The organism is Enterobacter sp. SST3, assembly GCF_000286655.1.
Taxonomy (GTDB): Bacteria; Pseudomonadota; Gammaproteobacteria; order Enterobacterales; family Enterobacteriaceae; genus Enterobacter; species Enterobacter roggenkampii.
Map to the genome: position 1 here is coordinate 1 of NZ_ALNS01000006.1, position 23,445 is coordinate 23,445.

The window sequence follows — 23,445 nt, forward strand, 5'->3', positions numbered from 1 at the left end:
GCGCAGCGCCACCGGGCAATGGTTTACTCCCCGCTCAACGCATCAAACTCTTCGCACCCCGTATCAAACCCTTCCGTACAGCTCAGGTTTAACCAGTACAGCGCTTTCTGTTTATTGGGCGTGATAAAGCCTTTCTCACCCTGCCTGAACAACATCCCAGCCCAGTACTCGGCGTAGCCGGTGCGCGAAAGGGCTGAACTCCGCTTGAACCACGAGGCGGCCTGCACGTCATCCTGCGCTACCTCGACGCCGTTGGCATAAATCAGCCCCAGCAGCAGCTGTGCATCGACCGCAGAGTCGCTGTCGATATCTTCGGTTGCCGTGTGCAGCAGTCTGATGGCCTGGGGATAGTCCGTTTTTCCCGCCTGAGTATTCACCAGAATGCGCGCCAGCATGATCGCGCCGCGTTTGCTGCCAGCAATGTTTGCCTGTTGGGCCAGGGCTTTGGCCTGTGAGTAATCGCCCTGCGTAAAGAGGATTTGCGAGAGCAACCCCATGGCGTCGACATCGCCGCCTTTCGCGGCTTTCTCGGCCCACAGCGCGGCCTGCTTGCTGTCGCCGGAGCTGAAGTACGTATCGGCAAGATAATACTGGGCACGCGCATCACCGGCTTCCGCCTGTTTCCGATACTGGCTGCCTATCTCATCCGCGCGGGCGAAGGATGTTAAAAACACTAACAACAGAAAAATGGCTTTCATGGATTCTTATCATCTGGGTACACGCCGCGCAGTATAATCGCGGGCGCAAAAGAAAAAAATGGGTGCATTAAGACCTCAGCATCCTACAAGCCGGGCGGAACCGTTGTTCCGCCCGTAGAGGTTAGCCTGGGTTGCAGGCTAATTTAGCCGCCACCTCCTGATGCTCACTCTTTATTGAAAACTCGCAGAGCCTGCCGCGAGTAATAAAGGTAAAGATCACTATCGTCAGGCAAACAATAAAGACGATGCCTAACGCAGTTTTTAATGGCGTCATGCCTTTTACTCCTTGTCAAAAAAAGAATAAGAGGCTACTCTCAACTTGTTGGAGTTGAGGGAGTAGCCTCGGGTAAATGAAAATTTCCCGGGGCTTTCTACTTTCTGTCCCTCAACAATGCTCAAGACAGAAAGTCTTAAGCACCCGCAGAATATCTTATCCCTCTGAATTAAAATGCAAAGATGTAATTCTTTTTCGCGAAAATTACATTATTTCTGCGAGCCGTTTTCCAGAATATTAATTGATATTATTGATGGGTTACTCGGAAATAAAAAGGGAGTGAATATTTCACTCCCTTTATTCATCGATGAATTAACGGCTTCAACCCATTGCGCTTTCGCGCAGTCGGGCTTTTAGCTTGTTATATTCGTCGATCACGTACTGTTCCGCGGCGTGCTGATCCGCAATCGGCTCAACGTTTACGGCGCAGTATTTATACTCCGGCGTTTTGGTTATCGGGCTTAAGTTCTCCGTTACCAGCTCGTTGCAGGCACCAATCCACCACTGGTAGGTCATATAGACCGCCCCTTTGTTTGGACGATCGCTGACCTGCGCACGGGTGATAATCCGCCCTTTGCGCGAGTTCACCCACACCAGCGCTTCATCCTCAATACCGAGCCGTTCCGCATCGGCGGTGTTGATTTGCGCATAGCCGGGCTCGTCCGCCAGCGCGGCCAGCGCGGCGCAGTTGCCGGTCATCGAGCGGCAGGAGTAGTGGCCCACTTCGCGTACGGTGGAGAGCACCATCGGATACTCATCGGTGAGTTTATCGATCGGCGCGACCCAGTCGCAGGTGAAGAACTGCGCCAGCCCGTTCGGGGTGTCGAATTTCTCCTTAAAGAGATAGGACGTCCCCTGATCGGCCTCTGACTCATCCCGACACGGCCACTGGATGTATCCCAGCTCACCCATTTTTTCATAGGTGGCGCCGTAGAAGTCCGGACACAGGCTGCGCAACTCATCCCAGATCTCCTGGGTGTTGTTGTAGTGCATCGGGTAGCCCATGCGGGTGGCGATTTCACTGATGATCTGCCAGTCCGTTTTCAGATCCCACTTCGGCTCGACCGCCTTGAAGAAGCGCTGGAATCCGCGGTCGGCCGCCGTGTAGACGCCTTCATGCTCGCCCCAGGAGGTCGACGGTAAAATGACATCCGCCGCCGCCGCGGTTTTGGTCATGAAGATATCCTGGACAATCACCAGCTCCAGATCCTCAAACCCTTTACGCACTGCAGAAAGCTCGGCGTCGGTCTGAAGCGGATCTTCACCCATGATATAGGCCGCACGCACTTCGCCATGCGCCGCGCGGTGCGGCAGCTCGCTGATGCGATACCCGGTGTGTTCCGGCAGGCTTTCCACGCCCCACGCCTTCGCAAACTTGGCGCGGTTTTCCGGGAACTTCACGTACTGGTAGCCCGGATAAGTATCCGGCAGCGCGCCCATATCGCAGGCGCCCTGCACGTTATTCTGACCGCGCACCGGGTTCACGCCAACGTGTGCTTTACCCAGATTACCGGTCAGCATCGCGAGGCTGGTGAGCGAGCGCACGGTTTCCACGCCCTGGTAGAACTGGGTCACGCCCATGCCCCAGAGAATGGCGGCGGTTTTTGCCCCGGCATACATTCTGGCCGCTTGACGAATCTCCTGTGCGCTAACGCCGGTTATCGCTTCGACGGATTCAGGCGTATAGCCCTCGACTATTTTCTTATACTCTTCAAAGCCTTCTGTACGGGTCGCGACAAACGCCTGGTCGTACAGGTTCTCCTCAATAATGACGTGCCCCATTGCGTTCAACAGCGCGATGTTTGAGCCGTTTTTCAATGCAATGTGCATATCCGCAATGCGCGCGGTTTCAATTTTGCGCGGATCGCAGACGATGATTTTCGCCCCATTCTGTTTAGCGCGAATAACGTGGTTCGCGACGATAGGGTGAGAATCCGCCGGGTTATAACCAAAGATGAAAACGAGATCGGTATTATCTATCTCGTTGATGGCATTACTCATTGCGCCGTTACCGACCGACTGGTGCAGACCTGCAACCGATGGGCCGTGTCAGACGCGAGCGCAGCAGTCGACGTTATTGGTACCAATAACGGCGCGCGCGAATTTTTGCATCACATAGTTGGTTTCATTTCCCGTCCCGCGGGAAGAGCCGGTGGTCTGGATGGCATCCGGGCCATACTTGGCCTTAATGGCACTCAGGCGCGTGGCGACATAATCCAGCGCCTCGTTCCAGGAGACGGCTTCCAGCTTGCCGCCGCGCTCGCGGCGGATCATAGGGGTTTTCAGGCGCGGGGTAAGAATTTGGGTATCGTTAATAAAATCCCAGCCGTAGTACCCTTTCAGGCACAGCGTGCCCTGGTTGGTTTTCCCCTGCGCGGCCTCCGCCCGGACGATTTTGCCGTTATCGACCACCAGGTGGATCTTGCAACCTGAGGCACAATAAGGGCAAACCGTGACGACTTTTTTCATCAGTCTGCTCCAGTTAATCGAATCGTTCGCACCCACTATGCAGCTTCTATGCCATGTTTTTTGTATGGGTATCCCCTGACTTTACGGCCCATCCGGGGTGAAAACCCTGACAAAAAGCAGTCAATCGTCAAAATTGACGTGTCGACAGGGCGGCGGATGTGACATGGGTTGAATTTCCGTCACTGAAAAAACCTTTTGACTGGAGCCGACGGCAGAATAGTTCAGACTTAACATAATCCCATGACGGAAGCATACGATGAAACCTGCGATTCTGGTGGTTGATGACGATACGGCAGTCTGCGAACTGCTTCAGGACATGCTGAGCGAGCACGTCTTTAGCGTGCTTGTCTGCCATAACGGCCAGGATGCGCTGCGCCAGGTGCAGCAGGAGCCGAATATCGCGCTTGTGCTGCTGGATATGATGCTGCCGGATATCAACGGCCTGCAGGTTCTGCTGCAGCTGCAAAAGCAGCGTCCGGCGCTACCGGTTGTGATGTTAACCGGCCTGGGCAGTGAGTCAGACGTGGTGGTGGGGCTGGAGATGGGGGCCGACGATTATATTGGCAAACCGTTCAACCCGCGCGTGGTGGTCGCCCGGGTGAAAGCGGTGTTGCGCCGAACGGGCGCGCTGGCGGCAGAAGCCCCAGCAGCGCCCGTCGCGGGCATTGCGTTTAATGGATGGACGCTTGATACCACCCGCTGTGAGCTGATTGATCCGCAGCGTAATACCGTGCCCTTAACCCAGGGCGAGTACGGCCTGCTGCTGGCGCTCACGCAAAATGCCCGCCGGGTGCTGAGCCGCGATCGGCTGCTTGAGCTGACCCACAGCGAAAGCGCCGACGTGTTCGACCGCACGATTGACGTGCTGATCATGCGCCTGCGCCGGAAAATAGAGGCTAACCCGCATCAGCCTGCGCTCATCAAAACCATCCGCGGGTTGGGTTACGTGTTTGCCACTGACGTGAGCCGGCCCGAACAGGCGGCATAAGGCTTACGTTATCGCCGGAACAATGATGGCGGCAAAGATTGCAGCGATGCACAGATACTTGAGGGCGTAATAGGCCTTACGGTTTCTTTTTTTCAGACGCTGCCCCCGCTCGCGACCTGCATGAACGTATTTAAAAATGCGGTTAATGCCGCCAGTACTGTCATTCTCGTCATTCGGTGAGCTGGCTGCAGACATTAGCGTGGTTCCCACCCAATGGTTAACCGCCTGCGCCCAGCGCCATTTCATCGGACGCTCGATATCGCAGAAGAGAATAATGCGCGTTTGATCCGTTTTATTCTCTGCCCAGTGGACGTAGGTCTCATCAAAAATAACGGCTTCACCATCCCGCCAGCTGTGGCGCTGCCTGTCGACTTCAATAAAGCAGCGATCGTCATTCGGGGTGAATAAGCCCAGATGGTAACGAACCGAGCCCGCATACGGATCACGGTGCTTGCCAAGCTTTGCACCCGCCGGCAGCTCGGCAAACATGGCCGCCTTCACCGAAGGGATTTCACTCACCAGCCGGGTCGTCACCGGGCATAAAGACTGCGCGGAGGGATGGGCATCGGCATACCACTTCAGATAAAAACGTTTCCAGCCGCGTTTAAAAAAGGTGTTAAAGCCGGCGTCGTTATTATTTTCCGCTGCCTTAATATGATGCTGCAAACGCAGCGCCTCTTCGCGAATAACCAGCCAGTTTTCCGTCAGCTTATTTAATTCCGGGAAGCGCTCTGTTTCAAAGAAAGGCTGCCTGGCGGGCAGGGAAGAAAACGCCGTCATAAACATATTGATGGGCGCCATAAACGTCGAATGGTCGAAGAGCTGACGGGAAAGCGTCTGTTTTTCTTTGCCGCGGGAATGCGCATAAATAACGCTGATAATGAAAATACCGATGATGATGGCTGCGAACATTTTTCCCTTGTCCTCTTTCTATCTCATTTCGGAAAAGCGTGCGGACAGAGTGCTGCCCACGCCGAATATGCCAGATGGAGAGAGTGTAGTTCGGGAATATAAAATTCATAGAACTGTAATGAAAAATCGCAATTATTGTTAAATTAAATGCTCTCGCGAATAAACGCCTGCAGCTCGGCCAGCGTTTTTGCGCCGTCAATCGCATTGGCGGCCAGCAGGCTTGCCCGCGCGCAGGCGTGCGCCAGATAAATACTCTCTGTTAGCGGGAGCGATTCATGGCAGCCGTATAAAAAGCCCGCGCAAAAGGCATCGCCCGCGCCGACGCTGCCAATAATCTCTTCCTGCACCAGCATCCATGACGGGATCCAGCGACCCTCTTCACCGCGAGCTTCTCCCCATGCGCCTTCCGGACAGTGGATCACCACCCGCTGGCGTACGCCGGCCGCCAGCAGCTGCGCCGCGGCGTCCGCGATATGGGCAATGTGCGGGGCGTCGTTTTCGTCACGCATTGTCAGGCCGCTAAACTCACCGGCCTCCAGCTCGTTAATCACCAGATAGTCGAGATGGCGAAGGGCAGGGAGCACCAGCGGCTGATAGCGCGGGTCGCCCTTGCGGGAAACCAGATCGAGCGAGGTTTCATACCCCTGGTCGCGCATCTGCGCCAGCAGCCGCGCGCTGCGGGTGCCGAACTCGTCATCGGGCATATCCAGGCTGTCGAGCAGCAGGAGATAGCCGAGATGGAAGATCTTCATCGATCCGTCTAAGCGATCGAAGGCGGGAAGATCCAGCAGGCGGTTGGCCCCCGGCGAGTGGAAAAAGGTGCGCTGTCCGCTGGGGTCGGTCATCACCTGCGACATGGAGGTTGGCGCAAAGGTGGTGCGCTGTACGCGCTGGCGGTTGACGTGGTACTGGTCGAGCATCGCCAGAATGTAGTCCCCGTCGCCGTCTTCGCCAATCAGCCCCACCGCCTGCAGCGGCAGGCCAACGTGCATTTTTGCCAGCGTCAGCAGGACGTTGAGCGGCGCGCCGCCGGTTGAGCGTTCGCTGTGGGTGATTTCCGCCAGCCAGCCGCGCTCCGGCCACTGCACGATCTGGTGGACGTGGTCCACCAGCATATTGCCTGCGGCGATGATGCCTTTGCGTTCCATCATGCCTGCCCCGCGCTGCCGAAAATGCGCATCTGTTCGGCGACCGTATCGGTAATCGCTTCTTCAATGCCGAGCAGCAGTTCGGCAAACTCGTCGTACAGCGGCTGGCGGTTCCCCATGCGCTGCTCCACGGCGGCGAGCGCGGCCTGCGACATGCCGGTATAGAAATTGATTTTATGAATGCCCAGCTCGATGGCGCGGCGGAAGTCGGCATCGCTAATCCCGGAGCCGCCGTGTAAAACCAGCGGCAGCCCCGTCTGCTGACGAATGGCGTCCAGACGCGGGAAATCGAGCTTCGGCTCGCCTTTATACTTGCCGTGTGCGTTGCCGATGGCGACGGCCAGCGCGTCGATGCCGGTTAAATCAACAAATTCGCGCGCCAGCTGCGGATCGGTGAAGAAGGCTTCATCCGCATGTCCGTAAAGCGCGCCCCCTTCATCACCCCCGACCGCGCCCAGCTCTGCCTCCACGGAGACGCCCACCGCATGGCACATCTTCACCACTTCCCGCGTCTGGCGAACATTTTCCTCATAGCTCAGCGTAGAGCCATCGAACATCACGGAGCTGAACCCTAAGCGCAGGGCGCGCACGACGGCGTCATAATGCAGGCCGTGGTCGAGGTTGAGCACCACGGGAATAGCGTGGCGAGCGGCCTCGAACTTCACCGCTTCGACAAGGGAATCCAGCGACACGTACTTAAAATGCACTTCCGCGATGTTGATGATAAACGGCGAGCGTTCCTGCTTTGCGGCGGCGAACAGCGCGCGCAGGAAGTGGGAGTCGAGCACGTTAAACGCGCCCAGCGCATAGCGGTGTTGTCTGGCGTGCGCAAGACCGTCGGCAAGAGAAATCAATGGCATCATTCACCCCTTATATCCGAAACAGATTGTACTCGTTGCACAGCACCAGCAGCGCAGGTTCGTCTTCTTCGATGTTGTTATAGCGGGCAACCGGCTGCAAAAAGTGGTTGTCGTGCTCGTCGTCATTCACCGACGACACTTCGCCCACCAGCACGTCGCCGAAGCCGCGTTCGCCCCAGAAACTGTGGTAAAGAGTGGGCGTCAGGCAGATGCTTTCCCCTGGCGTGAGGCGCAGCTGGCTGCCGGGGGCGTGGGTCTGGCGGCAGCCGTCGACGGTGACGGTCACGTCGGTGTTTTCCGTCTCTTCATGCGCTCCGGCATTCCATAACTCAATGATCAGATTCCCGCCGCCCCGGTTGATGATGTCTTCGCGCTTGCGCCAGTGAAAATGCATCGGCGTCACCTGGCCGTCGCGCACGTGCATGATTTTTTCGGCATAGCCTTTTTCATACGGTACGCCGTTGGGCGAGCCGTTGCGCAGGGTAAACAGCGTCAGACCCTCAGCGGCAAAGTTGTTGCCGCCGAACGCCGTCACGTCCCAGCCGAGCTTGAGGTCGAACACTTCCTGCCATGCGGCCTGGTCAAGCTGCTGCCATTTCGTTGGCGGAAAGCTGGCAAAAGGCGGGAGATGAACGTCGTGCATGGAGAAAAACTGCCGCGTGTGGCCGAGGATTTCATTGATGTCGGAGCGTTTCATGGGGACTCCTTGAAAACAGTTCCCTCTCCCTGCGGGAGAGGGAAAAGGATCATTTAACCGTCCAACCCTTATAGGTACCGACGTTCTTTTTATCGATCATCGTCACCGGGATCAGCACGGGCGCTTTCGGCGCAGGTTTGCCCTGAAGAATGTCATAGCCAATCTCCACCGCTTTTGCCGCCATGACCTGCGGATCCTGCGCCGGGGTTGCGACAAACAGGGAATTTTCGCGCTTCAGCGCTTCCTCACCGTCCGGCGATCCATCCACGCCAACGATAAAGAACTCATTGCGCTGCGCCTGTTTCGCCGCCAGATCGGCGCCGATCGCGGTCGGATCGTTAATCGCAAACACGCCGTCGATCTTCGGATTGGCCGCCAGCAGGGAGGTCATGACTTCCAGACCGCCTTCACGACTGCCTTTGGCGTTCTGGTTATCCGAGAGCACCTTGATATCCGGATGTTTTTTGAACTCCGTCTGGCAACCTTCCACGCGGTTTTGCACCGCTGAGACCGGCGGTCCGTTGATGATCACCACGTTGCCTTTCCCTTTCAGGCGGTCGGTAATGTACTTACAGGCCATCTCACCCGCCTGGGTGTTATCGGAGGTGATGGTGGCATCAGCCCCTTCCGCCGCCACGTCAACCGCCACGACCACGATCCCGGCGTCCTTCGCGCGCTTCACCGCCGGGCCGATCCCTTTGGAGTCCGCGGCGTTGAGGATGATCATGTCCACCTTCGCGGCGATGAAGTTATCGATCTGCGAAACCTGCTGGCCCAGGTCGTAACCGCTGGAGACCAGCGTCACCTTGACGTTATCCCCCGCCAGCTTGCGCGCTTCCAGCTCGGCACCTTTGGTGATCTGCACGAAGAACGGGTTAGCCAGGTCGCCCACCGTCACGCCGATGGACTTCAGATCTTTCGCCTGCGCAAACGGCGTTGCGGCAAGCAGCGCGCCAGCACAGAGCGCGGTCACTAAGGGTTTCAAACGCATCTTGTCTTCCTCACTCGTAGGGTATTGTTGTTATGCACTTTGATGGTGTCGGGTACGGTATTTGTCGATCAGCACCGCAATGATGATCACCGCCCCTTTGATCACCAGCTGCCAGAAGTAGGAGACGCCCATCAGCGTCATGCCGTTGTTGAGGGTGGCGATGATCAAGGCACCGACCAGCGTGCCGGTGATCGTGCCGATCCCGCCGACGAAGCTGGTGCCGCCGAGGATCACCGCCGCAATTGCATCCAGCTCGTAACCCGTGCCGAGGTTGCCGTTGGCACTGTAGAGGCGTGAGGCACTCATGACGCCGCCGAGGCCGGAGAGCAGGCCGCTCATGCCGTAGACAAACAGCAGCACCAGCCAGACCTTAATGCCCGTTAAGCGCGCCGCCTGCATGTTGCCGCCCACGGCGTAGATGTGAACGCCGAGCGTGGTGCGGCGCAGGATGAACCAGCACACCACAATGACCGCCAGGGCGATCGCCACCAGCCAGGGGATCGGGCCGAGGTAGTTATTGCCGATCCACTCGAAGTTGATGTTGGAGTTAATGACCGTCGTGCCGTCGGCCAGCAGATAGGCCGCGCCGCGCAGCGCCGTATAGGTGCCGAGCGTGACGATGAAGGGGGGCAGCCCGGCAAAGGCCACCAGTGCGCCGTTGAACAGGCCCAGCACCATGCCGAGCATCAGCGCGGCCGGAATGGACAGCCCGGCGAATTCGGGAATGAGCGACACCACCATCGCCGCCACCGCCGTGGTGCCGAGAATCGACCCCACCGAGAGGTCAATCCCGCCGGTGAGGATAATAAAGGTCATTCCCGCCGCCAGCACGATGTTGATCGACGCCTGACGGGTGATGTTGAGCAGGTTGCTCTCAGTGAAGAAGTTGGGCGCAATAAAGCCAAAAACCGCCACAATCAGGATCAAAATCGGCAAAATACCGACCGTTTGCATCAGATCGCTCATCAGCATTTTTTTGGCGGAGGCGGATTTCGCCACCTGCTGCGGATGGGTTGGAGTTGTCATGATTGCACCGCCTGATGATGAGTGTCGTTCACGCCGGTTGCCAGCGTCATAATGTTTTCCTGAGAGATGTCGCGCCCGTGCAGTTCACCCGCGATGCTGCCTTCCCGCATCACGTACACCCGGTCGCTCATGCCCACCACTTCCGGCAGCTCGCTGGAGATCATCAGGATCGCCACGCCTTTGCGCGCCATCTGGTTCATGATGCGGTAGATCTCGCTTTTTGCGCCGACGTCCACGCCGCGCGTGGGTTCGTCCAGAATCAGAATGCGCGGGCCGATGGCGACCCAGCGGGAGATGAGCAGTTTTTGCTGGTTGCCGCCGGAAAGACCGCCTGCGCGCACCTGCGAATGGGGCACGCGGATATTGAGCAGGGCAATGGCGTCATCGGAAATGGACTGGGCTTTTTTGCGGTTCAGCCAGCCGAAGGTGGCGTCGCGCTCCAGCGTCGCCATAGTGATGTTCTCCTGCGCCGCCAGCTCCAGAAACAGCCCCTGCTCCTTGCGGTTCTCGGTGAGAAAACCGATGCCGTTTTCGATGGCCGCGCGCGGGGAGTGGATCACTACCGGCTCGCCGTCGACCTCAATCATGCCGCCCGTGGCTTTACGCACGCCGAAGATAAGCTGTGCCAGCTCGGAACGTCCGGCCCCGACCAGTCCCGCCAGCCCGACGATTTCGCCGGAACGCACCTGCAGGCTGCACGGCTGTACTTTTTTACCGTCGGTGAGGTGGTGGACGTTGAGACGCGGGCTGCCGAGGGGAATATCACGCTCCTTGTTGAACAGGTCGCTTAGCGGGCGGCCCACCATCATCTTCACCAGTTCCGACGCGTTCAGCTTGTCGCGCGTCAGGCTCCCGACGTACTGCCCGTCGCGCAGAACGCTGACGCGGTCAGAGAGTTCATAGACCTCCGCCATGCGGTGGCTGATATAGATGATCGCCATCCCTTCATCGCGCAGGCGCAAAATCAGTTCAAACAGGCGATGGGTTTCGCGGGAGGAGAGGGCGGCGGTAGGTTCATCCATCACCAGAATGCGGCTGTTGCGGTGCAGCGCGCGAGCAATTTCCACCTGCTGCTGTTCGGCGATGGTGAGCTTCATCACCAGATCGGTGGCGCTAAACTGCGCGCCGAGGCGGTCAATCACCGCCTGCGCCTGGGCGGCCATCTCCTTGCGCTGGACCAGCCCGCCGCGCGACAGCTCGCTGCCGAGGAAGATATTTTCGGCTACGGTCAGATTGGGCGCGAGCTGCATCTCCTGGTAAATCAGCGTGATGCCTGCGGCCAGCGCATCCTTCGGCCCTTTAATGTGAAACGGCTGGCCGTCGATCAGGATCTCGCCGCCGATGGCGGTATAGGCGCCCGCGAGGATTTTCATCAGCGTGCTTTTGCCTGCGCCGTTTTCACCCATCAGCGCGTGGATCTCACCGGCAAAGACCGTCAAATCCACACCCTTGAGCGCGTGGAAACTGCCAAACGTTTTGGCAATGCTGCGCATCTCTAATACCGGGGTTCTGCTCATGGCGGATCTCCTGTGAATGCCGATTTCTGCACTTCATCACAGGTGCGTAAATGCAAAATGTCAGAAGCTGTTCATATTTGTCATAGTTATGAATAGCTAATCGCCATCACATTTTCCTTTTCCCTCTCCCTGTGGGAGAGGGCCAGGGTGAGGGCACCAAACCGCACAGGAGCCCAACCCCATGCCATCACGCCCCCCGTTCTTCGCCAGCGCCCGAGGCCGCCTGCTGATTTTCAATCTGCTGGTGGTCGCCGTGACGCTGATGGTGAGCGGCGTGGCGGTGCTCGGCTTCCGCCACGCCAGCCAAATCCAGGAGCAGGTCCAGCAGCAAACGCTGGACGACATGACCGGCAGCATGAACCTGGCCCGCGACACCGCCAGCGTGGCAACGGCGGCGGTGCGGCTCTCGCAGGTGGTAGGGGCGCTCGAGTACAAAGGTGAAGCCGATCGCCTGAAGCAGACGCAAATGGCCCTGCGCCACTCGCTGGAGCAGCTTGCGGAGGCGCCGCTGGCGCAGCAGGAGCCGGCGCTGGTGGCGCGTATTATTCAACGAAGCAATGAGCTACAGCAGAGCGTGACGGAGATGCTGGAGCGCGGACAGCGACGCCATCTGGAGCGTAACGCGCTGCTGAGCTCGCTGTACCAAAGCCAGAGCTACCTGCGCCATCTGCAGGACATCAACCGCCGTTATGACAGTAACGTACCGGATGCGCAGCAGCTGATGGAGATGGACCGGCTAATCGCCGCCGCCATCGATACCCCTTCGCCGCGCGCAACCGTTCAGCAACTGGACGCGGTGGCCGCAACGCTGCCCCGGAGTGCCGCACAGCCGGTTGTGAAGGCGGTTCTGCCTGATTTTAATGCCGAGCTAGGTCAGCTCGCCCCGCTGTCGAAGCAGCTGGAGGAGAGCGATCTGGCGATAAGCTGGTACATGTTCCACATCAAGGCGCTGGTGGCGATCCTCAACAGCGATATCAATCAATACGTTGAGCAGGTGGCGCAGGCCTCCCGGCTTCGCACCGCCCAGAGCCATCACGAACTGCAATCCATCAGCGTGTTTATCACCATTTTCGCCGTGCTGGCGCTGATCATCACCGGGTGTGCCTGCTGGTATATCTACCGCCATCTGGCCTCCAATCTGACGGCCATTTCCCGGGCGATGTCACGCCTTGCTCACGGCGAACAGGATGTTTCCGTTCCCGCGCTGCAGCGGCGTGATGAGCTGGGTGAACTGGCGCGCGCGTTTAACGTTTTTGCCCGCAACACCGCCTCGCTTGAGCACACCACGCGTCTGCTGAAAGAAAAAACCACGCAGATGGAGATCGACCGCATTGAGCGTCAGGGGCTGGAAGAGGCGCTCCTGCACAGCCAGAAAATGAAGGCCGTCGGACAGCTGACGGGCGGGCTGGCGCATGATTTTAATAACCTGCTGGCGGTGATCATCGGCAGCCTTGAGCTGACCGACCCCGAATCAAACGACGCGCCGCGCATTACCCGGGCGCTGAAGGCGGCCGAGCGTGGCGCCTTGCTGACCCAGCGCCTGCTGGCGTTTTCCCGCAAGCAATCCCTGACCCCGCATGCGGTAGAGATGCAGCCGCTGCTGGAGAACCTCCGGGAACTGCTGCGTCACTCCCTCCCTGCCACCCTGACCCTGGAGATCGAAGCGCAATCCCCGGCATGGCCCGCCTGGATAGACGTTAGCCAGCTGGAAAACGCCATCATAAACCTGGTGATGAACGCGCGCGATGCAATGGAAGGGCAAAGCGGGGTGATAAAAATCCGCACCTGGAATCAGCGCGTCACCCGCAGCGACGGGCGCAGGCAGGATATGGTGGCGCTGGAGGTCATTGACCGCGGCTGCGGGATGTCTCAGGAGGTGAAATCCCGCGTCTTTGAGCCGTTCTTCACCACCAAACAGACCGGGAGCGGGAGCGGGTTAGGCCTGTCGATGGTGTACGGCTTTGTGCGCCAGTCCGGCGGCCGCGTGGAGATCGAGAGCGCGCCGGGGCAGGGGACGACCGTCCGGCTTCACCTTCCGCGATCGACGCTACCCGTAGTTCCTGAAGATGAAACGCTCTCTGCCACCGCCTCGGTCGATAACGAGCGGCTGGTACTGGTGCTGGAAGATGAAGCTGATGTCCGTCAGACCCTGTGCGAGCAGCTGCACCAGCTTGGCTACCTGACGCTCGAAGCGGAAAACGGCGAGCAGGCGCTGAGCATGCTGGCGGCGTCGCCGGATATTGGCATGTTTATCAGCGACCTGATGTTGCCCGGAAGCCTGAGCGGGGCCGAGGTGATTAGCCATGTGCGCAGTCATTATCCGCAGCTTCCGGTGCTGCTTATCAGCGGCCAGGATTTACGGCCCTCGCATAATCCTCAGCTGCCGGACGTTCAGCTACTGCGCAAGCCGTTTACGCGGGTGCAGCTGGCGCAGGCGCTGCGGAAAATATGTTTTTAAATGCCCCTGTTTAGGATTTCATCAAGAGCATCGTTGACGCCGGTGATGTTAATCTGCGCAAAATTTAGCAGATTGGGATATAAAAGGAATTATGCCGGTACTCACAAAGGGGGACTCACAAATGATCGTGATGCCTACAACATACAGCCCGAGCACAATTGCCAGGTCGTTTAAACTCGTTGATGAGTTTGAGCTTTCCGGGCGAGTGCTACATGTTATTTTTGATAGCCAGACGCCAAGAGCTGCGATTATTGAAGCGGATATCGAAACCTTCGATGGGGTGCCCCGGCATCGGGTTGTTGCTGCCCTGGATTTACAACGTAAAACGCATTTGGGTGAAGATATCATTGCCGTCGAGCGCTGTTGGGAAGATGCCAATGTCATTCAGGTAGAAGGTATCTGTGTTGATCCCGCCGAGCGTGACAAGGGACTGGCAACTCGCCTGTATGAAGCCCTGGTATTACAGTGTGGCGTGACACTTGTCAGCGACTTTGAACAATATGAGGGTGGGAAGATGCTCTGGCAGAAAATTGCCCGCGAGTCTGACCAAATCGCTGTATTTGTTCTTGATACCGAGCAGGGCGCATTTTGGCCGTATGATGGTAGCAAGGTTATCTATGACGGAGGGTGTATCCCCGAAGATCGTATCTGGAGCCATTCGCCGGATCAAAAATGCTACGGCATCGTCCTGGTCGCAGAAAATAAACAGCGTGCGAATCAACTGATGGAAGTCCCAGGACATAACTGAATTTGAGATTCCTCCTCTACCCCCACACCCTGCTGTTCATTACCTTAAGGCCAGTTCACCTGCGAGTCTGGCCTTATGAAACGTTACTCTACCGCTCTGTTATTTGGTCTGCTGTCACTCACCAGCCAGCTGGCGCATGCCGATGTGATTGATGACGCCATTGGCAACATTCAGCAGGCGATCAACGATGCCTATAACCCCAGCAGCAGCCGCAGCAACGATGATGACGATCGTTATGACGATAACCGTCGCATGGATAGCCGTCAGTATGACGATCGCCGTCGGCAGCTTGAAGACAGACGCCGCCGTTTAGACGAGCGTCAGCGCCAGCTGGATGACGACAGACGCCGTCTGGAAGAGGATGAGCGCAGGTTGGAAGACGATTACGATCGAGGCTAAAGCCTGGTGGCGCTTCGCTTACGCAGGCCTACGAAACCCTGGCGCGTAGGCCGGGTAAGGCGCAGCCGCCACCCGGCAAAACTCAGTCGAGAACCAACACCATTCCGTCATACCCCGCTTCAATGCCGTCAGGCAGCGGGTTATCCATCATCCACACGTCAAACTGATGGCTGATGTGCGTCAGGATCACCTGCGGGCAGCCAATCACTTCGTTTAACGCAATCACGGTATTTAAGTCGCAATGGTTTCGCGGCGTCTCGTCGCGCGGTTCGTGGCTGCAGTCGATAATCATCGTCTGCGGCTGATTGTTAAGCAGGAACTTCACCGTTTTTTCCGGCAGCCCGGCGGTATCGGACAGCCAGGCCACGCGGCTGTGGGCCGACTGCAGCAAATACCCGAAGGTCAGTTTCGAATGGTTGAGCGGCAGGGGCGTAACCCGCATACCCTGAAGCTCAAACATCACAAACGGTTCGACCGTATGGCTGAAATCCAGAATCCCCGGATGTTTAAACAGGTCGTCACAGCCCACCTCATCCGGCGGACCGTAGACGGGGATTGTCGCGCCCACGCCCCAGCGCAGGGGGAAGAGTCCCTGAACATGATCCATATGGTAATGCGTCAGTAAAAACTGCTGGAAGCTGCCAGCCGGCCAGTCGTCCATCAGGTGTGGAATGCCCGCATCCAGCAGGGTCACCGCGTCATTGAATTTGACCGCCGCGCTGCAGGGGCGACGGCGATAGGTATCCTGCAGGCGCGCCCGGCGGCACGCCGCGCAGTCGCAGCCAAAGACCGGCACGAGTTGCGCGCTTCCGGTTCCTGTTAACGTGATTGTCAGACTCATAACGCACCTCTACAGCGTCTTGGTGAATCGGAAATGGCTCTGCGTATATCCTTCACGGACGTAAAAACGGTGGGCGTCGGTGCGCTTCACGCTGGTGGAGAGCTCGGTCAGCTCCGCGCCGGCCTCTCGTGCCACCCCTTCCGCCCAGGCCAGCAGCTGGCTGCCCACCTTTAACCCGCGCGCCTGCGGCATCACCACCAGCTCCTGGATCTCGCCGATCCAGCGTGCGTGGTGGAGGTGAAACTGCATGTGCAGGCCGATCATGCCGATGACCTGCCCGTCCAGTTCGGCAAGCTGGTAGCGCATGTTGTGATCCTGCAGATTGGCAAGATAGCCCGCGTGAAACGCCTGGTGATCAAATTCGGCCTGCTTTAATTCGCAGATTAACGCATAGACGATTTGCGCATCGTCGGCGGTGGCGGGGCGAAGCGTGCAGTCAGGCATGCTGTTTTTCCTTCTGACGGATAAGCGATAAAAAGGTCTCGACTGACTGTAGCAAACTTCCGTCGTTATTAAGGATATGGCAGTCGGACGGGGTGTAGCGCGCCGCACGCGCAAGCCGCTGATCGATCTCACGGGCGGATTCACGACCCCGGCTCTGCAACCGGCTGCGCAGGACGTCCGGTGAAACCTGCAGGCAAACCGGCAGCAGGGCCGCCCCATAGCGGGCGCGCGCTTGCGAAAGGTGCGCCCGTGAACCGTTGACCAGCACGTCGAACCCCGCATGCAGCCACAGATCGGTCTCGATGCCGATCCCATAGTAATAGCCGTTGGCGTGCCAGCTCAGCGCCAGCAGATTTTGCCCGGCACGGGTAAAAAACTCCTGCTCGCTCAGGGCGATATGGTTTTCACTCCCCGCATTCGCCGACCGGGTAATGTAGCGGTGCGCCACCAGCAGCTGCGGATGCTCCTGCTGCCGTAAGGCGGACAGCAGGCTGTCCTTACCGGAGCCAGACGGCCCCATTAACCAGATAAGTCTTCCCATCAGAACACCCTTTTCCCCTGACGCCAGACGTGGTCAATATGGATGTGCTCGCCCTTGCGGTGGGCCAGCACCAAATCCGCCCGCTTGCCTTCGGCTATCTCGCCGCGATCCTGCAAGTTAAGCGCCGAGGCCGGGTTTTTCGTCACCAGGCGAATCGCCTGCGGCAGCGTAAAGCGGTTGCCCTCGTCGTCGGCCACCCGGAACGCCGCGTCGAGCAGGCTGGCGGGGTAGTAGTCGGACGAGAGAATATCCAGCAGGCCGAGGGACGCGAGCTTGCTTGCCGCAACGTTGCCGGAGTGCGAGCCGCCGCGCACGATGTTCGGTGCGCCCATCAGCACGTTCATGCCGTGCTTGCGGGAGGCTTCAGCCGCCTCTAACGTGGTGGGAAATTCGGCGATCACGCTGCCAAGCTGGTGGGATTCGAGCACGTGATCGTGCGTGGCATCGTCATGGCTGGCCAGCGCGATATTGCGGTCCCGGCACATCGCCGCAATTCGGACACGGTTAGGCTGCGACCACCGTGCCGCAAGCGCCAGCTGCTCTTCTTCATAACGGGCCATCTCCGCGTCGCTGAGAGAATATTTGCCCTGATAGTATTCGCGATACTTTTCAATGTTGGCGAACTGACGCTGCCCCGGCGAGTGGTCCATCAGGGAAACCAGCGAGACCGGCTCGCGGCCCACCAGCTTCTCAAACAGCGGCAGGGTGGTGTGGTGCGGCAGCTCGCAGCGCAGGTGCAGGCGGTGCTCGGCGCGGTTGAGGCCGCGCTTTTGCGTCTCCTCGACGGCGTTGATCATCTTCTCCAGGTTCTCCAGACGGTCGCCGCCGTCGCGCACGTCACCGATGGCCACCGCGTCCAGTACGGTGGTGATGCCGCTGGCGACCATCAGCGCGTCGTGGCTGCTCATCGCTGAATGCGCGGGCCAGTCCACTTTCGGGCGGGGGGTGAAGAACTTGTCCAGATTATCGGTATGCAGTTCGATCAGCCCCGGCAGCAGCCAGCCGCCGTCGCCGTCCATCGCCTCGGGCGAGCGGCTCTGGGTTTCAGCAAATGCGCGGATTGTTCCGTCCTGGATCTCAATCGAGCCGTCAACCACCTCATTGTCCAGTACTAACTTGACGTTATTGATAATCATGCGGGAGCCCCCATTGGGTGCAGCCTGTCCGCGACGCGGGTGCGAACGCTCTCGTCGTGGAAGATCCCGACGATCGCCGCGCCGCGCGCTTTGGCCTGTTCGATCAGCTCCACCACGGCCGCGCTGTTTTTAGCGTCGAGCGAGGCGGTGGGTTCATCCAGAAGTAAAATCGGGTAGTCGACGATAAAGCCGCGGGCGATATTGACGCGCTGCTGCTCGCCGCCGGAAAAGGTCGACGGGGCAAGGTGCCACAGGCGCTCGGGCACGTTCAGGCGCGTCAGCAGGCTGGCGGCTTTGGCGGCACAGGTTTCGCGCGGCACGCCAAGATCCAGCAGGGGCTGCATCACCACGTCCAGGGCGGAGATCCGCGGGATCACCCGCAGAAACTGACTCACCCAGCCGATCGTCGAGCGGCGTACCTCCAGCACCTTACGCGCCGGGGCCTGCACCAGGTCGATCCATTCATCGCCGTGGCGAATATGAATATGGCCTTCGTCGGGCAGATAGTTGGCGTAAAGGGAGCGCAGCAGGGTCGATTTTCCGCTGCCGGAGTGGCCGTGCAGCACCACGCATTCGCCGCGATTAACCTCCAGCGAGGCATTTTGCAGCACCGGCAGGCGCACGCCGTTTTGCTGGTGGAGCACAAAGGTCTTACTTACGTTTTGTACGTGGATCATGTTGGCCTCGCGATTCGTTTTGCCGGGTGGCGGCTATGCCTTACCCGGCCTACAAGGTGCGGTGTTCGTGTTGCCGGGTGGCGGCTTCGCCTTACCCGGCCTACAAGGTGCGGTGTTCGCGTTGCCGGGTGGCGGCTTCGCCTTACCCGGCCTACAGGTGCGCTATTCGTAGGCCGGGTAAGCGCAGCGCCACCCGGCAACAGCCCCTCAGTTCTGCAACACGGACGACACCAGAAGCTGGGTGTACGGATGATGGGGATCGTCGAGCACGCGGTCGGTTAACCCACTTTCCACCACCTGACCCTGCTTCATTACCAGCAGGCGGTCCGCCAGCAGGCGCGCGACGCCCAAATCGTGGGTGACAATCACCACTGCCAGGTTCAGCTCTACCACCAGGCCGCGCAGCAGGTCGAGCAGGCGGGCCTGCACCGAGACGTCCAGCCCGCCGGTGGGTTCATCCATAAACACCAGCTTCGGGTGCGTGACCAGGTTGCGGGCAATCTGTAAACGCTGCTGCATGCCGCCGGAGAAGGTTGTCGGCAGGTCGTCGATACGCGAGGCGGGGATTTCCACTTCTTCCAGCCAGTGTTGCGCCGTAGCGCGGATATTGCCGTAGTGGCGCGCGCCGGTTGCCATCAGGCGTTCGCCGATATTGCCTCCGGCAGAGACCTGACGGCGCAGGCCGTCCATCGGGTGCTGGTGCACCACGCCCCACTCGGTGCGCAGCAGGCGGCGGCGCTCGGCCTCGCTCATGCCGTAGAGCGAGGCGCCCTCATACAAAATGTCGCCGTTCTGCGGCGTCAGGCGCGCGGAGATGGATTTCAGCAGAGTGGTTTTGCCGGAACCGGACTCGCCGACAATGCCCAGCACTTCGCCCGGCCACAGCTCGAACGACACGTCGCTAAAGCCTTTGCCCGGCGCATACAGGTGGGTCAGGTGATTTACCGAAAGCAGCGGTTTCATTGGCCGTTCGCCTCGCTCTGTTGGCGGCAGAAATCGGTGTCGGAGCAGACAAACATCCGTTTGCCCGTGTCGTCCAGCACCACTTCGTCCAGGTAGCTGTGTTTGGATCCGCAGATGGCGCACGGCTCGTCCCACTCCTGCACCGTAAACGGGTGATCGTCAAAATCGAGACTCTCTACACGGGTGTACGGCGGTACGGCGTAGATGCGTTTCTCGCGTCCGGCGCCGAACAGCTGCAGGGCGGGCATCATGTCCATCTTTGGGTTATCGAATTTCGGGATCGGCGACGGGTCCATCACGTAGCGGCCGTTCACCTTCACCGGGTAGGCGTAGGTGGTGGCGATATGGCCGAAGCGGGCGATATCCTCATACAGCTTCACCTGCATCACGCCGTACTCTTCCAGGGCGTGCATGGTGCGGGTTTCGGTTTCGCGCGGCTCGATAAAGCGCAGCGGCTCCGGGATCGGCACCTGAAAAATCAAAATCTGATCTTCCGTGAGCGGGGTTTCCGGAATGCGGTGGCGGGTCTGGATCAGCGTCGCGTCTTCGGTTTTTTCGGTGGTCGCGACGCCCGTTACCCGCTGAAAGAAGGTGCGGATCGATACGGCGTTGGTGGTGTCGTCGGCGCCCTGGTCGATGACCTTCAGCACGTCCGCCTCGCCGATCACGCTGGCGGTAATCTGGATGCCGCCCGTCCCCCAGCCGTAGGGCATCGGCATTTCTCGGCCGCCGAACGGCACCTGATAGCCAGGAATCGCCACCGCTTTTAAGATGGCGCGCCGGATCATGCGTTTGGTTTGCTCGTCCAGATAGGCAAAGTTGTAGCCGCTTAAGTTAGCCATGTTTGCGCTCCCGTTGCAGGCGTTTCAGCAGTTCCAGTTCGGCCTGGAAATCGACGTAGTGCGGCAGCTTGAGGTGCGAGACGAAGCCCGCGGCCTCGACGTTATCCGCGTGGGCCAGCACAAACTCTTCGTCCTGCGCCGGGCCAGCAACGTGCTCGCCGTAGTCCGGTGCCTGCAGGGCGCGGTCGACCAGCGCCATGGCCATCGCCTTGCGTTCGCCGAGGCCAAACACCAGCCCGTAGCCGCGGGTAAAGTGCGGGTCTTCATTTTCGGGCGCGACAAAACCGTTCACCATTTCACACTCGGTCATCAGCAGTTCGCCGACGTTTACGGCAAAACCCAGCTCTTCCGGCACGATTTCGACGTCGATATAGCCGCTGCGAATTTCGGCGGCAAACGGGTGGTTGCGCCCGTAGCCACGCTGGGTGGAGTAGGCCAGCGCCAGCAGATAGCCTTCGTCGCCGCGCATCAGCTGCTGCAGGCGGGACGAGCGCGAGCACGGGTAAACCGGCGGCGTGCGGGTGATGTCATCCGGCTGCGCGCCGGAGTCCTCTTCCGCCTTCGCCTGGCCCTGTTTCGCCAGCAGGCTGAAGACGTGCGGAGACGGTTCCTGTTCGGCGTCAGAGGTGCTGAGTCGTGTCGCCTCGCCGTTCGCCAGCAGGGTAAAATCCAGCAGGCGATGGGTGTAGTCATAGGTAGGGCCGAGCCGCTGGCCGCCGGGAATGTCTTTATAAACGGCAGAAATGCGACGCTCCAGGCGCATCTCCGCCGTGTTGATGGGTTCGCTGACCGCCAGCTTCGCCAGCGTGGTGCGGTAGGCGCGCAGCAGGAAGATGGCTTCCACGTTATCGCCGCTGGCCTGCTTGAGGGCCAGCGCCGCCAGCTCGCGGTCGGCGATACCGCCCTCGGTCATCACCCGATCGACGGCGAGATTAAGCTGCTGTTCAATCTGGGCGACGCTCAGCTCAGGGAGCTGTTCATCACCCCGTCGTCTGTGCGCCTGCAGCGCATGGGCGGCGGCGATGGCCTTCTCGCCCCCTTTGACGGCAACGTACATCAGCACACCTCCACGTGGGTGGTCCGCGGGATGGCCAGCAGGCGCTCGCCGCAGGTCAGGATCAGGTCAATGCCCAGCGGGAACGGGTGCGGGCGCTCGGTCAGCTCGTGAATGATGCACTCCGGCAGCTGCGGCGCGACCATGCGCTCGTCGGCGATGCCTGCGCCCGTCAGGCGCAGCATGCGGCCGCCGCTCAGGCTGGCGACCTGCAAAATCAGCGTGGCGCTGGTTTCCGGGGCGACGGCGGTGCCTTCGCTCAGGGCATTCAGCTGTTCATGGCTGATTTGTTCGTCGGCCACGGCAAAGATTGCCTGCTGCGGCTGTTCAACAAGCGGGGCGCCGGTGTGAAAACGCAGGTTCTGGTTGGCGATATCGTTCGACAGCGCGCCCGAAAGCCATACCGGGGTATCGTTGTCGGCCAGGGTGAGCAGCACGCTGGTTGTCGCCAGGTTCAGCGGCAGCCAGCCCTGAGAGAGCTGGTGCAGCGAGACAATCACGCCCGGCTCGCTCATGGCTTTCAGCAGGCGACGAAAACTGTGTTGGGCATCCTGGACGGCCAGGGTAAAAGCGGGTTGAAGCGTCATGCGTTGTCTCCGCGAACGAGCGTAAAGAAGTCGACCCGGCTGGTATTCACTTCGGCCTGACGCGCGGCAAGGCGTGCGGCGCGGTCGGCCTCCAGCGGGGAAATAAGGGTTTCCATCAGCGTCTGGAAATGCGGGGGTTCCTGCAAAAGGGCGTCGATGACCGCGCAGCGCTCGGCGTGGGCTTTATCACGCCCCAGCACGTAGCCGTAGCCCAGCGTGCCGCTGTGCAGGCGGATCGCGGCGCGGGTGAGGGTGACATCCCCGGCGAAGAAGCGCTCGCCGGTGCCGCCCATGCGCGCCTGGATCTGAACGAGGCCGATCTCCGGCGCGCGGAGGAGGTCGTACCCGGGAGCCAGGCTAAGGGCGTTCATGCGGGCAGAGAGCGCAGCAGGCTGGCTGTGGGCCAGCACGCGCATCCAGCGCTGTCGGGTGGCGGTGTCGAAGTGCATTCAGTGCTCCATGGTGAATTCGATCATGTCGGCGCGGGTCAGACTGACGGAGTATTCCGTCGCGTCGATCTCGCCGTCACGGTGGTTGAGGGTGCGCACGCAGAGCAGCGGGGCCATATTGGGGATCTCCAGCACCTTGCTCTCTTTCGCCTGCGCGCGGCGGGCGCTGATGCGCGTCTGGGTGCGTTTCAGCGCAATGCCTGTCGCATTCTGGAGAAAATCATGCAGCGATCCGCTGGAGAAATTCTGCAGCACCGGCCAGAGGGTGAGGTCCGCGAAGTAGTGATCGATCTGGCACACCGCCACGCCGTTGACCCGGCGCAGCGTGCGCAGGTGGATGACGTTGTCGCCCTCCTGAATACCCAGCGCGTCCGCCACGTGGCTGGAGGCCGGACGTAGCACCGAGAGCAGCTTTTCGCTGGTCGGGTGGCTGCCCTGATCCAGCAGGTTCTGGCTAAAGCGCGCCTGGGCGTTAAGCGGGTAGTCGAACGGGCGCATCAGCACCAGCACGCCCACGCCCTGACGGCGCTGCACCCAGCCGCGCTCGACCAGCTGGTCAATGGCGCGGCGCAGTGTGTGTCGGTTCACCTCATAGCGGTCGGCAAGCTGCTGCTCGGCAGGAAGGTAGTCTCCGCAGCGGTAGTGCGTGCGCAGCTCCACTTCGAGCTTTGCCGCGATCTCTTGCCAGCGGGTGGGGAAACTGGTCGGATGTCTGGATAAGTGCAT

25 protein-coding genes are annotated in these 23,445 nt (G+C 59.7%); 4 read left to right on the plus strand and 21 right to left on the minus strand.

Annotated features, from left to right (window positions below):
* Positions 1-23: 23 nt before the first annotated feature.
* The 3 genes from B498_RS17520 to fdhF all read right to left on the minus strand — a co-directional run bounded on the left by B498_RS17520 (position 24) and on the right by fdhF (position 3,441).
* Complete coding sequence (locus B498_RS17520) at positions 24-698, minus strand: tetratricopeptide repeat protein (protein WP_008500036.1); 675 nt, start codon at positions 696-698, stop codon at positions 24-26.
* A gap of 121 nt (positions 699-819) precedes the next feature.
* Positions 820-972 carry a Hok/Gef family protein gene (locus B498_RS17515; protein WP_008500037.1) on the minus strand — a complete coding sequence of 51 codons (153 nt, stop codon included), beginning with the start codon at positions 970-972 and terminating at the stop codon, positions 820-822.
* Between the two features lie 321 nt (positions 973-1,293).
* Entirely contained in the window at positions 1,294-3,441 is a 2,148-nt protein-coding gene (fdhF, locus tag B498_RS17510; RefSeq protein ID WP_084831941.1) for a formate dehydrogenase subunit alpha, read from the minus strand.
* 256 nt (positions 3,442-3,697) lie between these two features.
* Here fdhF and B498_RS17500 point away from each other — a divergent pair, with 256 nt between their 5' ends.
* Positions 3,698-4,429 carry a response regulator gene (locus B498_RS17500; RefSeq protein WP_008500040.1) on the plus strand — a complete coding sequence of 244 codons (732 nt, stop codon included), beginning with the start codon at positions 3,698-3,700 and terminating at the stop codon, positions 4,427-4,429.
* 3 nt (positions 4,430-4,432) lie between these two features.
* Here B498_RS17500 and lpxO read toward each other — a convergent pair whose 3' ends face one another.
* The 7 genes from lpxO to B498_RS17465 all read right to left on the minus strand — a co-directional run bounded on the left by lpxO (position 4,433) and on the right by B498_RS17465 (position 11,580).
* The gene (gene lpxO, locus B498_RS17495) at positions 4,433-5,341 is read right to left on the minus strand and encodes a lipid A hydroxylase LpxO (protein ID WP_008500041.1); all 909 of its coding nucleotides are present in this window, start codon (positions 5,339-5,341) and stop codon (positions 4,433-4,435) included.
* Positions 5,342-5,484: 143 nt separating this feature from the next.
* Positions 5,485-6,489, minus strand: a complete 1,005-nt coding sequence (locus B498_RS17490; protein WP_032622738.1) for a carbohydrate kinase family protein — start codon at positions 6,487-6,489, stop codon at positions 5,485-5,487.
* A complete protein-coding gene (locus B498_RS17485) occupies positions 6,489-7,349 on the minus strand; it encodes a ketose 1,6-bisphosphate aldolase (protein WP_032622740.1) in 861 nt (286 codons plus the stop codon). The genes B498_RS17490 and B498_RS17485 overlap by 1 nt, the downstream gene beginning before the upstream one ends.
* A gap of 10 nt (positions 7,350-7,359) precedes the next feature.
* On the minus strand, positions 7,360-8,046 hold the full coding sequence (locus tag B498_RS17480; RefSeq protein ID WP_008500044.1) for a D-lyxose/D-mannose family sugar isomerase: 687 nt from the start codon (positions 8,044-8,046) through the stop codon (positions 7,360-7,362).
* Positions 8,047-8,095: 49 nt separating this feature from the next.
* Positions 8,096-9,037 (minus strand): ABC transporter substrate-binding protein, encoded by a 942-nt coding sequence (locus B498_RS17475; RefSeq protein WP_008500045.1) that lies wholly within the window; start codon positions 9,035-9,037, stop codon positions 8,096-8,098.
* Between the two features lie 30 nt (positions 9,038-9,067).
* Positions 9,068-10,063, minus strand: coding sequence for an ABC transporter permease subunit (locus B498_RS17470; RefSeq protein ID WP_008500046.1), 996 nt, complete (start codon positions 10,061-10,063; stop codon positions 9,068-9,070).
* Complete coding sequence (locus B498_RS17465) at positions 10,060-11,580, minus strand: sugar ABC transporter ATP-binding protein (protein ID WP_008500047.1); 1,521 nt, start codon at positions 11,578-11,580, stop codon at positions 10,060-10,062. The genes B498_RS17470 and B498_RS17465 overlap by 4 nt, the downstream gene beginning before the upstream one ends.
* Positions 11,581-11,761: 181 nt before the next feature.
* Between B498_RS17465 and B498_RS17460 the strand changes: the two genes are divergently transcribed.
* From B498_RS17460 to yjdP, 3 genes are all read left to right on the plus strand, one after another.
* On the plus strand, positions 11,762-14,038 hold the full coding sequence (locus B498_RS17460; protein WP_008500048.1) for an ATP-binding protein: 2,277 nt from the start codon (positions 11,762-11,764) through the stop codon (positions 14,036-14,038).
* A 121-nt stretch (positions 14,039-14,159) separates the two neighbouring features.
* Positions 14,160-14,786, plus strand: a complete 627-nt coding sequence (locus tag B498_RS17455) for a GNAT family N-acetyltransferase (protein ID WP_008500049.1) — start codon at positions 14,160-14,162, stop codon at positions 14,784-14,786.
* A 75-nt stretch (positions 14,787-14,861) separates the two neighbouring features.
* Complete coding sequence (gene yjdP / locus B498_RS17450; protein ID WP_008500050.1) at positions 14,862-15,185, plus strand: DDRRRQL repeat protein YjdP; 324 nt, start codon at positions 14,862-14,864, stop codon at positions 15,183-15,185.
* Between the two features lie 82 nt (positions 15,186-15,267).
* Here yjdP and phnP read toward each other — a convergent pair whose 3' ends face one another.
* The 11 genes from phnP to phnF all read right to left on the minus strand — a co-directional run bounded on the left by phnP (position 15,268) and on the right by phnF (position 23,445).
* Complete coding sequence (gene phnP, locus B498_RS17445; protein WP_008500051.1) at positions 15,268-16,026, minus strand: phosphonate metabolism protein PhnP; 759 nt, start codon at positions 16,024-16,026, stop codon at positions 15,268-15,270.
* A 9-nt stretch (positions 16,027-16,035) separates the two neighbouring features.
* Positions 16,036-16,470, minus strand: coding sequence for an aminoalkylphosphonate N-acetyltransferase (phnO, locus tag B498_RS17440; RefSeq protein WP_008500052.1), 435 nt, complete (start codon positions 16,468-16,470; stop codon positions 16,036-16,038).
* Positions 16,463-17,014, minus strand: a complete 552-nt coding sequence (gene phnN / locus B498_RS17435) for a ribose 1,5-bisphosphokinase (RefSeq protein WP_085930286.1) — start codon at positions 17,012-17,014, stop codon at positions 16,463-16,465. Before phnN ends, phnO begins: the two co-directional genes overlap by 8 nt.
* The gene (phnM, locus tag B498_RS17430; protein ID WP_008500054.1) at positions 17,011-18,147 is read right to left on the minus strand and encodes an alpha-D-ribose 1-methylphosphonate 5-triphosphate diphosphatase; all 1,137 of its coding nucleotides are present in this window, start codon (positions 18,145-18,147) and stop codon (positions 17,011-17,013) included. The genes phnN and phnM overlap by 4 nt, the downstream gene beginning before the upstream one ends.
* Complete coding sequence (gene phnL, locus B498_RS17425) at positions 18,144-18,824, minus strand: phosphonate C-P lyase system protein PhnL (RefSeq protein WP_008500055.1); 681 nt, start codon at positions 18,822-18,824, stop codon at positions 18,144-18,146. The genes phnM and phnL overlap by 4 nt, the downstream gene beginning before the upstream one ends.
* A 207-nt stretch (positions 18,825-19,031) precedes the next feature.
* Positions 19,032-19,787, minus strand: a complete 756-nt coding sequence (gene phnK / locus B498_RS17420) for a phosphonate C-P lyase system protein PhnK (RefSeq protein WP_008500057.1) — start codon at positions 19,785-19,787, stop codon at positions 19,032-19,034.
* The gene (locus tag B498_RS17415) at positions 19,784-20,629 is read right to left on the minus strand and encodes an alpha-D-ribose 1-methylphosphonate 5-phosphate C-P-lyase PhnJ (protein WP_008500058.1); all 846 of its coding nucleotides are present in this window, start codon (positions 20,627-20,629) and stop codon (positions 19,784-19,786) included. Before B498_RS17415 ends, phnK begins: the two co-directional genes overlap by 4 nt.
* On the minus strand, positions 20,622-21,686 hold the full coding sequence (locus B498_RS17410; protein WP_008500059.1) for a carbon-phosphorus lyase complex subunit PhnI: 1,065 nt from the start codon (positions 21,684-21,686) through the stop codon (positions 20,622-20,624). Before B498_RS17410 ends, B498_RS17415 begins: the two co-directional genes overlap by 8 nt.
* On the minus strand, positions 21,686-22,270 hold the full coding sequence (gene phnH / locus B498_RS17405; protein WP_008500060.1) for a phosphonate C-P lyase system protein PhnH: 585 nt from the start codon (positions 22,268-22,270) through the stop codon (positions 21,686-21,688). The genes B498_RS17410 and phnH overlap by 1 nt, the downstream gene beginning before the upstream one ends.
* Positions 22,267-22,719, minus strand: a complete 453-nt coding sequence (gene phnG / locus B498_RS17400; protein ID WP_008500061.1) for a phosphonate C-P lyase system protein PhnG — start codon at positions 22,717-22,719, stop codon at positions 22,267-22,269. Before phnG ends, phnH begins: the two co-directional genes overlap by 4 nt.
* Positions 22,720-23,445, minus strand: a complete 726-nt coding sequence (gene phnF, locus B498_RS17395) for a phosphonate metabolism transcriptional regulator PhnF (RefSeq protein WP_008500062.1) — start codon at positions 23,443-23,445, stop codon at positions 22,720-22,722.

What these genes read in the sequence shown, in the direction of transcription:
- B498_RS17475 (WP_008500045.1), bottom strand. Translation starts at nt 9,037, where the DNA reads ATGCGTTTGAAACCCTTAGTGACCGCGCTCTGTGCTGGCGCGCTGCTT.
- B498_RS17415 (WP_008500058.1), bottom strand. Translation starts at nt 20,629, where the DNA reads ATGGCTAACTTAAGCGGCTACAACTTTGCCTATCTGGACGAGCAAACC.
- B498_RS17410 (WP_008500059.1), bottom strand. Translation starts at nt 21,686, where the DNA reads ATGTACGTTGCCGTCAAAGGGGGCGAGAAGGCCATCGCCGCCGCCCAT.
- phnL (WP_008500055.1), bottom strand. Translation starts at nt 18,824, where the DNA reads ATGATCCACGTACAAAACGTAAGTAAGACCTTTGTGCTCCACCAGCAA.
- B498_RS17460 (WP_008500048.1), top strand. Translation starts at nt 11,762, where the DNA reads ATGCCATCACGCCCCCCGTTCTTCGCCAGCGCCCGAGGCCGCCTGCTG.
- B498_RS17515 (WP_008500037.1), bottom strand. Translation starts at nt 972, where the DNA reads ATGACGCCATTAAAAACTGCGTTAGGCATCGTCTTTATTGTTTGCCTG.
- B498_RS17520 (WP_008500036.1), bottom strand. Translation starts at nt 698, where the DNA reads ATGAAAGCCATTTTTCTGTTGTTAGTGTTTTTAACATCCTTCGCCCGC.
- B498_RS17500 (WP_008500040.1), top strand. Translation starts at nt 3,698, where the DNA reads ATGAAACCTGCGATTCTGGTGGTTGATGACGATACGGCAGTCTGCGAA.
- lpxO (WP_008500041.1), bottom strand. Translation starts at nt 5,341, where the DNA reads ATGTTCGCAGCCATCATCATCGGTATTTTCATTATCAGCGTTATTTAT.
- B498_RS17480 (WP_008500044.1), bottom strand. Translation starts at nt 8,046, where the DNA reads ATGAAACGCTCCGACATCAATGAAATCCTCGGCCACACGCGGCAGTTT.
- B498_RS17465 (WP_008500047.1), bottom strand. Translation starts at nt 11,580, where the DNA reads ATGAGCAGAACCCCGGTATTAGAGATGCGCAGCATTGCCAAAACGTTT.
- phnO (WP_008500052.1), bottom strand. Translation starts at nt 16,470, where the DNA reads ATGCCTGACTGCACGCTTCGCCCCGCCACCGCCGACGATGCGCAAATC.
- B498_RS17470 (WP_008500046.1), bottom strand. Translation starts at nt 10,063, where the DNA reads ATGACAACTCCAACCCATCCGCAGCAGGTGGCGAAATCCGCCTCCGCC.
- B498_RS17490 (WP_032622738.1), bottom strand. Translation starts at nt 6,489, where the DNA reads ATGGAACGCAAAGGCATCATCGCCGCAGGCAATATGCTGGTGGACCAC.
- B498_RS17455 (WP_008500049.1), top strand. Translation starts at nt 14,160, where the DNA reads ATGATCGTGATGCCTACAACATACAGCCCGAGCACAATTGCCAGGTCG.
- phnP (WP_008500051.1), bottom strand. Translation starts at nt 16,026, where the DNA reads ATGAGTCTGACAATCACGTTAACAGGAACCGGAAGCGCGCAACTCGTG.
- phnH (WP_008500060.1), bottom strand. Translation starts at nt 22,270, where the DNA reads ATGACGCTTCAACCCGCTTTTACCCTGGCCGTCCAGGATGCCCAACAC.
- phnM (WP_008500054.1), bottom strand. Translation starts at nt 18,147, where the DNA reads ATGATTATCAATAACGTCAAGTTAGTACTGGACAATGAGGTGGTTGAC.
- phnG (WP_008500061.1), bottom strand. Translation starts at nt 22,719, where the DNA reads ATGCACTTCGACACCGCCACCCGACAGCGCTGGATGCGCGTGCTGGCC.
- phnK (WP_008500057.1), bottom strand. Translation starts at nt 19,787, where the DNA reads ATGAAACCGCTGCTTTCGGTAAATCACCTGACCCACCTGTATGCGCCG.
- yjdP (WP_008500050.1), top strand. Translation starts at nt 14,862, where the DNA reads ATGAAACGTTACTCTACCGCTCTGTTATTTGGTCTGCTGTCACTCACC.
- B498_RS17485 (WP_032622740.1), bottom strand. Translation starts at nt 7,349, where the DNA reads ATGCCATTGATTTCTCTTGCCGACGGTCTTGCGCACGCCAGACAACAC.
- phnF (WP_008500062.1), bottom strand. Translation starts at nt 23,445, where the DNA reads ATGCACTTATCCAGACATCCGACCAGTTTCCCCACCCGCTGGCAAGAG.